This window comes from Rhizobium sp. BK316 (genome assembly GCF_014193695.1).
GTDB lineage: Bacteria > Pseudomonadota > Alphaproteobacteria > Rhizobiales > Rhizobiaceae > Rhizobium.
Window position 1 is genome coordinate 295,338 of the sequence record NZ_JACHZR010000001.1, and the last position, 12,172, is coordinate 307,509.

A 12,172-nucleotide genomic window follows, 5' to 3' on the forward strand; every position below is an offset into this window, starting at 1 on the left:
ACATCTTTACCCAATGGTCTGGGAAGATAGATAGCCTCGACACCAACCTTGTTGCCCGGGCGGCTGCTTTGCCATTGTCGTCTCATCAGCCAAGTCCTGAGGCTCAAAGGGCTCGTGGCGGCGAGGACGTAGAAGTGGACCAAAGGGCCGCGGGCGTGAAGGGACGAAGCGCTGAATCGGCTCGAGACGCTTCGCAAGCGCCTGATCACGGTGCGGAGAACCGCGCCTTGATCAGTTCGTGGTCCGAGATCGCGGCGCCATCGGCATCGACAGCCGGAACGGTCACGGCATCGCTCACCGCAAGGCCGCGCGTGAACAGCCAGTCGAGCCGGGCGAAAGGCGGCTGTGGCACGCCGTCCGGGCCGGCGCGTCGCGTATGCGCGAAATCATTGCCCGTTTCCCAATGGTAACCGGCTTCAGCAAGCAGGCCGAAAAGAGGCTCAAGTGCTCGCGGCTCGCGTGGGCCACTGGGAAGCATATTGGTATTGAAATCGCCGCCGATCACGACGGGCAGGTCGCCGGCGAGCTTTTCGACGGCCTCAATCAACCGCTTCGTCTGCTTGGCGCGATCCTCGACATCGGTCTTGCTTTCCAGATGGACGCTGACGGCAAGGATCGGTCCGAATGCGGTTTCGACCTTCGCGGCAATCGCCATGCGTCCGCCGATGCGGCCTTGGCCGTCTTTCGCATCCGTCCACCATGTGCCGCCGTCATCGAGACGGATCAGTGCCGCATCCTGCAAGGGCAGGCGGGAAAGCAGCCCATTGCCATGGAAGCCGACCGAATTCGTCTGCCCCTTATGCCGTTCGCGCTCATGGGAATTTCCAAGACCGAGTTCCACGAATTCCACGCCGAAAACATAGGACATGCCGAGATCACGAGCGAGATCGGCAACCGTATGACGATTGCCAGCGCGCGCCGTGCCGAGATCGGCCTCGGTCAGAAGCAGGATATCGGCGGCGCTCTGGCGCACGAGTTCAACGGAGGAGGCATGATACTTCAGCCGCTCGGCATTCCACGCCGCGACGACGAAACTGTTGCCAATAACGCTGCCGCCGGAGATCTTCGCCACTTCGATGGTCGCAAGCGACGGCAGGATTGCTGCGAGCCTGTCATGTTCAGCCTGCGTCATGTCCGCGGATCGCGCCTCATCGAAAAAGGCGGCCGAGGGAACGGCAAGCACCTCCACGGCGACCGCAACGAGATTGCGATCGCCGGTGGCGAGATCAGAAAAGCTCGTCATCTCTGCCAGGCTCAGGCGTCGACGGTGGCAGCGCCCGTGCGAGCCGGGGCAACGAGGACTGCGCCGGTGTCGGCCGAATAGAGATGGATCGAATCCTGGTCGATCGCGATGCCGATGCGGTCGCCCGTCTTCAGTGAGACCGAACCGGTCATGGCAACGGCGAAAGGCAGGCCATCGAAATCAGCATGCACGACGCGGCTAGCGCCGAGCTCTTCGATGAAGTCGGCGGTCGCAACGAGAGCGCCCGGCGCATCCGGAGAGACGAGGCGGGCGGCTTCGGCGCGCACGCCGAGAACGACGCGCTGGCCGGCAAGCTGTTTGCCGCGTTCGGTGGGAAGGGCGACCATACGGCCTTCATCATAGATGAAGACACCGTTTTCGTTGACGCGGCCTTCCAGCAGGTTCAGTGCCGGCGTCCCGACGAAGCCGGCAACGAAACGGCTTGCCGGATAGTGATAGACTTCTTCCGGCGTGCCAACCTGTTCGACATAACCGGAGTTCATGACGATGATACGGTCGGCGAGCGTCATGGCCTCGTTCTGGTCATGGGTCACGAAGATCGAGGTAGCGCCGAGGCGGCGATGCAGGCGGCGGATTTCCGCACGCATGGCGATGCGCAGCTTGGCGTCGAGGTTGGAGAGCGGCTCGTCGAAGAGGAAAACCTTCGGCTCACGGATCATGGCGCGGCCCATGGCAACGCGCTGGCGCTGACCGCCCGAGAGCGCTGCCGGACGACGCTCGAGGAAGGGTTCGAGGCTGAGTGCCTTGGCGACTTCGACGATGCGACGGTCACGCTCGGCCTTCGGCACACCGGAAACTTTCAGCGCATAGCCGATGTTTTCGGCGACACTCATGTGCGGATAGAGCGCGTAGTTCTGGAAGACCATGGCGCAGCCGCGTTCGCGCGGCTCGAGCTGGTTGACCACGCGACCGTCGATGGCGATTTCGCCGCCGGAGATTTCTTCCAGGCCGGCAATCATGCGCAAGAGCGTAGACTTGCCGCAGCCGGACGGACCGAGGATGACGATGAATTCGCCCGACTGGATTTCGAGATCGACGCCGTGAACGACGGCGTTCTTGCCATAGCTTTTCTTCACGCCACGGATGGAGATCGGTGCCAAGGGTCTGTTCCTTTCACTTCTCGGTGGAGATAAGGCCGCGCACGAACCAACGCTGCATCAGGATGACGAGGATCAGCGGCGGCGACATGATGATCAATGTTCCGGCCATCGCGACGTTCCAGTCGGGCAGGCCGAATTCGGAGGGAATGAGTGTCTTGAGCTGCGTGACGGCAATGCCGAACTTCGGATCGGTGGTGATCAGCAGCGGCCATAGATACTGGTTCCAGGCCCAGACGAACATGATGGTGAAAAGTGCAATCATGTTCGGGCGCGACAGCGGCAACAGCACGTCCCAGAAAAAGCGGACCGCACCTGAGCCGTCCATCTTCGATGCTTCGGCAAGCTCATCGGGAACCGTCAGGTAGAATTGGCGGTAGAGGAAGGTACCGGTCGCGGTGGCGACCATCGGCAGCACGAGACCCGGATAGGAATTCAGAAGACCCCATTCGAGCTTGACCTGGATGCCGGTAACCTGCGCGATCACCCAGCTGATGCCGGTGACATCGAGGATCGTTTGGAAGGGCTGAAGCGCATTGGCAGCGATCGAATAGGTCGGCACGATGCGCACTTCCAGCGGCAGCATCAGCGTGATGAAGATAATCCAGAAGATCAGATAGCGGCCGCGGAAGCGGAAATAGACGATCGAAAAGGCGGCCATGGCCGAGAGCAAGACCTTGCCGGCGCCGACCGTGGCAGCGAAGATGACGCTGTGAAACAGCTTGTTGCCGAGATCGGCGCGGACCCAGGCGGTCTGCACGTTCTCCCAGAAATGGCTGCTCGGAGTGAGCGGCAGCGGCACGCGGTTGACGGTCTCGAGATCGAGCGTCGATGCGACGACGACGATCAGGAAAGGCAGGAGTGCGATCACCAGGCCGAGTGCGAGCAGGGTGTAGCAGACGAAATTGAATATTGGCGTGCGTTCGATCATGTTTGCGACCTCACTTGTAGTGCACGCGCCGCTCGATGAAGCGGAACTGGAAAATGGTGAGCAGGATGACGAGCCCCATCAGGATCATGGATTGGGCTGCGGCACCCGAATAATCGAGGCCCCTGAAGCCGTCGAAATAGATCTTGTAGACCATGAGATCCGTAGCGCGCGCCGGACCGCCCTGGGTCATGACGTCGACGATACCGAAGGAATCCTGGAAGCTTTCGGTGATATTGATGACGAGCAGGAAGAACAGGGTCGGGGTCAGCAGCGGCAATTGGATATCCCGCATCCGGCGCAGCGGCCCCGAGCCGTCCATGGCGGCCGCCTCGATAAGCGAGCGTGGAATGCCCTGCAGTGCCGAAAGGAAGAAAATAAAATTATAGCCGATATATTTCCAGGAAAAGGCGATAACGACGGCGATCATGGCATCCTTGCCGTCAAGCGCCGGGTTCCAGAGCCCGGGCCAGACCTGGTTGATGACCGACAGAAGACCAGCCTCCGGCGCCAGGATGAAGCGGAAGGCAAGGCCGAGGGCGGGAGCGGCAATCGCATAGGGCCAGATGAAGACCGACCGGTAGATTTTGTGGCCGCGCAGTTCACGATCCGTCAGAAGCGCCAGGATGAGCGCCAGCCCCATGGCGATAACAGTCGAACTGAAGCCGAAGATCATGCTGCGGGTGACGGAGTCCCAATAGATCGGATCACTGAGCAGCAGTTTGAAATTGTCGAAACCGACCCAGGCATTGCCGCCGCCCCATGGCTGCTCGAGCGTGAACGCCCAATACAGCGCCTGCGCGCTTGGCCAGTAGAAGAAGACGAAGATCAGCAGCAGCATCGGAAATGCGAAGAGAAGGCCGATCGTCGTCGAGGAGAAAGTGACGCGCTTTTCCATGAGTGGTCGTTTTCGTCCTGGTTTGGTTCTGGCGCGGGCGGCGATGTCGCTCCCGCAGCCTGTGGGGAACGTGCAAAGACGCACCCGGCACGCCAAAGCGGCCGGGTGCGGCTCATATCAGTCGATCAGGGGAGCTGAACGCCCTTGTAGGTCTGCTGGAAGCGACGCAGGAGCTGGTTGCCGCGATCGGCAGCAGAGTCGAGCGAAGCCTGGACATCGGCATTGTTGACGAAGATTGCCTGCAGGCCGTTAGCGATTTCGGTGCGGACCTGGAGCAGGCCACCGAGGCGGATGCCCTTGGCAGCCGTGTCGCCAGCCGGGGAAGCGGTCAGGCTCTGAATGGCAAGTTCGCGACCGGCATAGGGTGCCTTGTCGTAGAAGCCCTGCTTCTTCAGGTATTCGAAGCCGGAGTTACGAACCGGGATATAGCCGGTAACCGTCGACCAGGTGAGAGCTTCTTCCGGCTTTGCGATGAAGTTGAAGAAAGCAGCAGCAGCCTTGTATTCGGCATCCGAATGACCCTTCAGAACCCAGAGCGAAGCGCCGCCAACGTAGGAGCTGTGACGGGTTGCATCGCCATAGGTCGGGAGCATCGAAACGCCCCAGTTCATGCCCTGCTTGGCAGTACGGCCGATGTTGCCATGGTCGCCAACGGAGGTCAGGATGACCTGGCAATCGCCAGCAGCGAAGGCTTCAACGAAGGTCTGGCCGACGGCCTTGTTCTTGATGACGGCGAGCTTGTTGTCGTACCAGGACTTCAGATCCTTGACGTAGCTGACGAGGAGCGGATTCTTGTTGAACACCAGCTCGGCATCGAGGCCTTCAAAGCCGTTCTTCTTCGTAGCGATCGCTTCGCCGTTGACGGCTTCGAACTGCTCAATGTACTGCCAGACTTCGTTGTTGGAGATGTCGAAGCCGAGCGGGCAAGCGTAGCCAGCGTCCTTCAGAGCCTTGAAGTCTTCGCCTGCTTCCTTCCAGGTCGCCGGAGCATGGTCCTTGCCGATCTTGGCGAAGGCGTCCTTGTTCCAGTACAGCAGCGCCGTCGAGGAGTTGAAGGGGAACGAATACATCTCGCCCTTCGACGTTGCGTAGTAGCCGGCGATACCGGAGAAGTAGTCGTTCCAGTCAACATTGTAGCCCATGTCCTTCATGAGCTTGTTGGCCGGGTAGTAAGCGCCCGAAAGCATGATGTCGAGCGTACCGGCATCCGAAACCTGAGCGATGGTCGGCTGCTTGCCGGCGCGGAAGGCAGCGATCGTGTTCTGCAGCGAGGCGTCGTAGGAACCCTGGCTGGTGCAGACGACTTCATAATCGCCCTGGGACTGGTTGAAACGGTCGCACTGTTCCTGAACGCGCTTTGCGATGTCGCCTGAGTTACCGAACCAGAAGTCGATCTTGGTCTTTTCGGCGGCGGCGGCAGGACCAGCAGCAAGGAAGGCTGAAGCGAGAAGGGCGCCTACGGCGCCGAGAAGCTTGGCTTGCATGAGAACCCTCGAAAAATAGGACGCGCCCCCTCTTGAGCGCACGCCGTATTAACTGGTTCAATTTGCGGTAACCAATGAAGTTTCTATGACATGAATAGAGTAGAAAGCTTCTGTCACAAAATATTCATGTCGTAATTTCCTGAACCGTCTGTGAGTGGCTGATAAATTGATTTCTCGCGCTTCGTCGTGGGTGTCGGCTATATTTCATATATATAAGAAATATAGCTGAGTTTACGAAAGCAACTGCTGCTATTCAATTCTATTAATAGATTTTATTATTAGGTTGATTTCGAAAATCTCACGGAGGCTCAATCAAGAACAACCTGTCGCCAGAAGATTTCGACCTCAAAAATAGCTTTGCACAGCTGTGCGTTGAGGTATCGAAATGCGACACGTGATATTCATTTTGCGACATTGCGGTTATTTTGCTTGTTTATTGGGCGCTTCCGGCGTCCCTGAACCGGGCTATTCAAGGCCTTGCGACGCCAGAATGCGTTTCGCCAGTTTCAGATGCGGCAGGTCGAGCATGCGCCCGTCGATCTGGATAACGCCGATATCGGGTGAGATGGCAAAGGCGGCCACAACTTTTTCCGCCCAGGCGATTTCCGCCGCATCCGGCGTGAAGGCGTGGTTGATCGCTTCGACCTGGTTCGGATGGATCGCCATCATGGCCGAGAAACCGTCGCGCCGCGCGCGGGCCGCGTAGGCCGTGAGGCCGTCGAGATCACGGAAATCGGGGTAGACGGTTTCGATGGCAGGAATGGCGGCGGCGTGAGCGCCAAAGAGAATGAGGGAACGGGCGAGCTCGTAGGGCGCGGTATAACGCCCATCGACCTCGCGGGCGGTTGCGGCACCGATCGCGGCAGGCAGATCTTCCGCGCCCCAGGTCAGTCCGCAAAGATGAGACGCGACATCCCGGTAGCTGCCGATCTCGAAGATGGCCGCCGGCGTTTCAGTCGCGATCGGCAGGATGGGAGCGGAGGATGAGAGGCAGCTTGCGAGCTGGTGCACGGATGCCGAACCTTCCGCCTTCGGTAGCATGATCGCGAAGGGGTTAAGATCGCTGAGTGCAGCAATATCGTCCTCGAAGGAAGGCGAGGCGAGGGGATTGATCCGAATGACAAGAGCCGTGTCGGCCGCGCGGCGCATGGTGAAATCGTGCACGGCGTCCCGCGCCTTCGGTTTGTTCTGTATGGAAACGGAATCTTCGAGATCGAGGATGACAGCATCGGCACCCGAGGCGACCGCTTTGTCGAAACGCTCCGGTCGATCGCCGGGCACGAAGAGCAGCGAGCGCAGCCTCATGACGGTTTCACCTGCAGCATGGCGGTGCGCAGACACTGGCAGACTGTCTCGTTTTTCTGGTTCAGCGTGACATGCCGGAAGGTGATGATCCCGGCATCGGGCCGGGAGTTGGAGCGGCGCAGTTCCATCACCTCGGTTTCCACCCGCAGCGTATCGCCGATGAAGACCGGTTTCGGCATCGTCACCTTGTCATAGCCGAGATTGGCGATCAGCGTTCCAAGCGTCGTATCGCCGACCGAGATGCCGACAGTGAGCGCGAAGGTGAACGTGCCATTGACGACGATGCGGCCAAATTCCGTGCCCGCCGCATAATCGGCATCAAGATGCAGCGGCTGCGGGTTATGAGAAAGTGTCGTGAAGAGCAGGTTGTCGGTTTCCGTGACCGTGCGGCGGATCTCGTGGGCAATGCGATCGCCGACCGTCCATTCCTCGAAATAACGGCCGGCCATCACTCCTCTCCCTTCAAGATGCTGGCGACTAGCTGGTTTTCCGAAACTCTTACGCCTGCGGAGACAGGCAATTTGCCGACGATGCCGTCGAAGGGCGCACGCAGCGTATGTTCCATCTTCATCGCTTCCACTGTCAGCAGCCGATCGCCCTTGGCGACATGGTCGCCTTCCGCAACATCGACCGAGATGACAAGGCCCGGCATGGGCGAGAGGATCGCACCATCGCCGGCGCCCTGGTGCGCTTCGACTTCGCTTGCGACAGGCAGGCCGATCGGCCAGGCATTGCCGGCATCGAAAAGGACGATGGTCTCACCGAACCTGACGGCATTGGTTTCGAGGCCGGGCCGGACACGGCCCCAATAGAGATGGCCGCCAACGCGGACGCGCGTGCGGTTATCGCTTGTGCCCGATATGCGTAGGCCGGCAAGCGCAGACCAGGGATCGGTCTCGCCCTTTACGGCCAGCGCCGTAGCGGCCTTATCGATCGTCACCTCGTCGGGCTCTTTTGGAAGCAGGGTCTCGCCGTGACGATCGAGGAAACCGGTGTCGACCTTTGCCGCACGGAAATCTGCGTCGGCGGCGACGCGGGCCAGAAGTCCGGCATTGGATTTGACGGGCCAGACTTCGATATTTTCGCAGGCTTTGGCGAGTTTGGAGAGGGCGATTTCACGGTCCGGACCATGAGCGATGATCTTGGCGATCATCGGATCGTAGAAGGCGGTGATCTCGTTGCCTTCCTCGACGCCGCTGTCGACCCGGACGTAGTCCGGCAAACGCAAATGATCGAGCCGGCCGATCGAGGGCAGATAGCCGGAGGCAGGGTTTTCGGCATAAAGGCGAGCCTCGAAGGCCCAGCCCTTCATCGTGATATCTTCTTGCTGCTTCGGCAGCGGCTCACCTGCGGCGACCTTCAATTGCCATAATACCAAGTCTTCGCCGGTAATGGCCTCGGTTACAGGATGTTCAACCTGCAACCGGGTGTTCATCTCCATGAACCAGATGCGATCCTGACGCAGGCCCTGCGAGGCATCGGCAATGAATTCGATGGTGCCGGCCCCAACATAATCCACCGCCTTAGCGGCCTTGACGGCCGCCTCGCAGATTGCCGAACGAGTGGCGGCGTCGAGGCCGGGGGCAGGCGCTTCCTCGATCACCTTCTGGTGCCGGCGCTGCAGGGAGCAGTCGCGCTCGAAGAGGTGGACGCAGTTGCCGAAGCGGTCGGCGAAGACCTGTACCTCGATATGGCGTGGATTGGTGATGTAGCGCTCGATCAGCACACGATCGTCGCCGAAGGAGGAGGCTGCCTCGCGGCGGCAGGCGGCGAGCAATTCAGGAAGGTCTTCTCGACGGTCCACCCGTCGCATGCCCTTGCCGCCGCCACCGGCAACGGCCTTGACGAGTATGGGATAACCTGTCGCATCCGCCTCGGCAGCGAGCCTTTCGTCGCTCTGATCCTCTCCCATATAACCCGGCGTGACCGGCACGCCGGCTGCCTGCATCAATTGCTTGGCGGCATCCTTGAGACCCATTGCGCGGATTGCGGAAGGTGGTGCACCAATCCAGATGATGCCGGCATTCTCGACCGCTTCCGCAAAATCGGCATTCTCCGAGAGGAAGCCGTAACCAGGGTGGATTGCGGCAGCCCCGGTCCTGTGGGCAGCCTTCAGAATGCGCTCCTGCGAAAGATAGCTTTCGTGCGCCGGCGGCGGAGCGATGGCGACCGCCTCATCTGCTTCCCTCACGAAGGGCAGGCCGGCATCCGCTTCGGAATAGACGGCGATGGTGCGGATGCCGAAGGTTTTCGCCGTGCGGATGATGCGGCGGGCGATCTCGCCCCTATTGGCAATGAGCAGGCTTTCCATCATTGCACCACCTCACATCCGGAAGAGACCGAAGCGCGACCCTTTCGGGATCGGCGCATTCAGGCAGGCGGAAAAGGCAAGGCCCAGCACATCGCGTGTCTGGCGCGGATCGATGATGCCGTCGTCCCACAGGCGGGCGGTGGCATAATAGGGATTGCCCTCTGCCTCATAACCAGCCCGGATCGGCACCTTGAAGGCTTCCTCTTCTGCCGCGGGCCAGCTTTCGCCGCGTGCTTCCATCGCGTCACGGCGGATGGTCGCGAGCACGGAGGCCGCCTGTTCGCCGCCCATGACGCTGATGCGGCTGTTCGGCCAAGTGAAGAGGAAGCGCGGCCGATAGGCGCGGCCGCACATGCCGTAATTGCCGGCACCGAAACTGCCGCCAATGATGACGGTGACCTTGGGTACGGTGGCAGTCGCAACCGCAGTGACCAGCTTCGCCCCGTCCTTGGCGATGCCGCCGGCCTCATAACGGCCGCCGACCATGAAGCCGGAGATGTTTTGCAGGAACAGCAACGGCACGCGGCGCTGGCAGGCGAGCTCGATGAAATGCGCGCCCTTCAGCGCGCTCTCGGAAAAGAGCACGCCATTGTTGGCGATGATGGCGACCGGCATGCCCCAGATGCGGGCGAAGCCGCAGACCAGCGTCGTGCCATAGAGCGGCTTGAACTCATGCAGTTCCGAACCGTCGATGATGCGGCCGATGACCTCGCGCACATCATAGGGTGAACGAACGTCCTCTGGGATGATACCACCAAGATCTTCCGGATCGAGTTTCGGCGGGCGCGGCGCCTGAATGTCGATATCGACTGATTTCACGCTGTTGAGGCTGGCGACGATATCGCGCACGAGAAGCAGCGCATGCTCGTCGTTTTCGGCAACGTGATCGACGACGCCGGAGCGGCGGCCATGGGTTTCGGCGCCGCCGAGTTCTTCGGCGGAAATGATCTCGCCGGTCGCAGCCTTCACCAGAGGCGGACCGGCAAGAAAGATCGTGCCCTGATTGCGCACGATGACCGTCTCGTCGGACATGGCAGGCACATAGGCGCCGCCGGCCGTGCAGCTCCCCATGACGCAGGCGATCTGCGGAATGCCTTCGGCCGACATCTGCGCCTGATTGTAGAAGATCGCTCCGAAATGATCGCGGTCGGGAAAGACCTCGGCCTGATGCGGAAGATTGGCGCCGCCACTGTCAACCAGATAGATGCAGGGCAAGCGGTTCTGCATGGCGATCTCTTGCGCCCGCAGATGCTTTTTCACAGTGAGAGGAAAATAGGCGCCGCCTTTCACCGTGGCGTCATTGGCAACGATCATCACCTCGCGGCCGCAAACGCGGCCGATGCCGGTGATGATGCCGGCCCCCGGCGCCTCGTCGCCATACATGCCGTTCGCCGCCAGCGTGCCGATTTCCAGAAACGGGCTACCGGCGTCGAGCAGCAGCTGAATGCGGTCGCGCGGCAGGAGCTTGCCCTTGCCGGTGTGGCGATCGCGCGCCGTCTTCGGCCCGCCCTCGCGGGTCTTCGCCGAACGCTCATAGAGTTCGTCGATCAGGCTTCCGTTCTTGCTTGCATTGGCCTTGAAGGTTTCGCTGTCGCGATCGATGGCAGAGGAAATCACCGTCATGATGCGATGAGCTCCCGGCCGATCAGGTAGCGGCGGATCTCGTTGGTGCCGGCGCCGATATCGTAGAGCTTGGCGTCGCGCAGGAAGCGCTCGACTGGCCATTCCCTGGTATATCCCGCGCCGCCAAGCGCCTGGATCGCCTCCAGAGACACTTTCACGGCATTCTCGCTGGCAAAGAGAATGGCGGCTGCCGCATCCGAGCGCGTCGTGCGGCCGGCGTCGCAGGCCCGCGCCACGGAATAGACATAGGCACGCGCCGAATTCAGGGCGACATACATGTCGGCGATCTTGCCTTGCATCAGCTGGAAGTCGCCGATCGCCTTGCCGAACTGTTTGCGCTCCCGCACATAGGGCAGCACCACGTCGAGACAGGCCTGCATGATGCCGAGCGGGCCGGCGGCAAGCACTGCGCGCTCATAGTCGAGGCCCGACATCAGGATTTTCACGCCCTGGCCTTCCCGGCCCATCAGCGCTTCGGCCGGCACCTCGCAATCTTGAAAAACCAGCTCGGCCGTGTCGCTGCCGCGCATGCCGAGCTTGGAGAGCTTCTTCGAAACGCTGAAGCCGGGCATGCCTTTTTCGATGATGAAGGCCGAAATGCCTTTCGGCCCGGCCGTTGGATCGGTCTTGGCATAGACGACGAGCACATCGGCATGCGGCGCATTGGTGATCCAGAATTTCGTGCCGTTGAGGACGTAACGATCTCCCTTGCGCTCGGCCTTGAGCCGCATGGAGACGACATCCGAGCCGGAGCCGGCTTCGGACATGGCAAGCGAGCCGACATGCTCGCCGGAAATCAGCTTCGGCAGATAGCGGTGCTTCTGCTCAGGCGTTGCCCAGCGGCGGATCTGGTTGACACAGAGATTGGAATGGGCGCCATAGCTCAGGCCAACTGAGGCCGACGCACGCGAGATTTCCTCCATGGCGACGACATGTTCGAGATAGCCGAGACCTGTACCGCCGAACTCCTCCTCCACGGTAATGCCGTGCAGGCCAAGCGCGCCCATTTGCGGCCAGAGCTGGCGTGGAAATGTGTTGCTTTCGTCGATCTCCGCGGCCAGCGGAGCAATGGTGTCGGCGGCAAATCGTGCCGTCGTTTCGCGGATCGCGTCCGCGGTTTCGCCGAGCGAAAAATCAAACATGGCACTCCTCCCGCTAAAATATGTAGCGCGGGTTGCGGCCGGTTCAAAGCTCTCTTGATGATGAGAGTTCCGGTCTTTCAGCGAGCGTTACCAGCGTCGATTTCTTGAAAATATGGAAAA

Annotated in this window: 10 protein-coding genes; all 10 read right to left on the reverse strand. The window is 60.7% G+C overall.

What is annotated here, in order from left to right:
- Positions 1 to 205: 205 nt before the first annotated feature.
- Positions 206 to 1,243 (reverse strand): endonuclease/exonuclease/phosphatase family protein, encoded by a 1,038-nt coding sequence (locus FHT87_RS01265; RefSeq protein ID WP_183798851.1) that lies wholly within the window; start codon positions 1,241 to 1,243, stop codon positions 206 to 208.
- Between the two features lie 11 nt (positions 1,244 to 1,254).
- Positions 1,255 to 2,364: a sn-glycerol-3-phosphate ABC transporter ATP-binding protein UgpC gene (ugpC, locus tag FHT87_RS01270; protein ID WP_183733580.1), complete on the reverse strand. Its 1,110-nt coding sequence runs from the start codon at positions 2,362 to 2,364 to the stop codon at positions 1,255 to 1,257.
- A 13-nt stretch (positions 2,365 to 2,377) separates the two neighbouring features.
- Entirely contained in the window at positions 2,378 to 3,292 is a 915-nt protein-coding gene (locus tag FHT87_RS01275) for an ABC transporter permease subunit (RefSeq protein ID WP_183733577.1), read from the reverse strand.
- A 10-nt stretch (positions 3,293 to 3,302) separates the two neighbouring features.
- Positions 3,303 to 4,187, reverse strand: a complete 885-nt coding sequence (locus FHT87_RS01280) for a sugar ABC transporter permease (protein WP_183733574.1) — start codon at positions 4,185 to 4,187, stop codon at positions 3,303 to 3,305.
- 125 nt (positions 4,188 to 4,312) lie between these two features.
- Entirely contained in the window at positions 4,313 to 5,671 is a 1,359-nt protein-coding gene (locus FHT87_RS01285) for an extracellular solute-binding protein (protein ID WP_183733572.1), read from the reverse strand.
- A gap of 465 nt (positions 5,672 to 6,136) precedes the next feature.
- Positions 6,137 to 6,976: a CoA ester lyase gene (locus FHT87_RS01290; RefSeq protein WP_183733569.1), complete on the reverse strand. Its 840-nt coding sequence runs from the start codon at positions 6,974 to 6,976 to the stop codon at positions 6,137 to 6,139.
- Positions 6,973 to 7,425 carry a MaoC family dehydratase gene (locus tag FHT87_RS01295; RefSeq protein WP_183733566.1) on the reverse strand — a complete coding sequence of 151 codons (453 nt, stop codon included), beginning with the start codon at positions 7,423 to 7,425 and terminating at the stop codon, positions 6,973 to 6,975. Before FHT87_RS01295 ends, FHT87_RS01290 begins: the two co-directional genes overlap by 4 nt.
- Positions 7,425 to 9,290, reverse strand: a complete 1,866-nt coding sequence (locus FHT87_RS01300) for a biotin carboxylase N-terminal domain-containing protein (RefSeq protein ID WP_183733564.1) — start codon at positions 9,288 to 9,290, stop codon at positions 7,425 to 7,427. The genes FHT87_RS01295 and FHT87_RS01300 overlap by 1 nt, the downstream gene beginning before the upstream one ends.
- Positions 9,291 to 9,299: 9 nt before the next feature.
- Positions 9,300 to 10,910 carry a carboxyl transferase domain-containing protein gene (locus tag FHT87_RS01305; protein ID WP_183733561.1) on the reverse strand — a complete coding sequence of 537 codons (1,611 nt, stop codon included), beginning with the start codon at positions 10,908 to 10,910 and terminating at the stop codon, positions 9,300 to 9,302.
- Entirely contained in the window at positions 10,907 to 12,052 is a 1,146-nt protein-coding gene (locus tag FHT87_RS01310) for an isovaleryl-CoA dehydrogenase (RefSeq protein ID WP_183733558.1), read from the reverse strand. Before FHT87_RS01310 ends, FHT87_RS01305 begins: the two co-directional genes overlap by 4 nt.
- Positions 12,053 to 12,172: the final 120 nt, after the last annotated feature.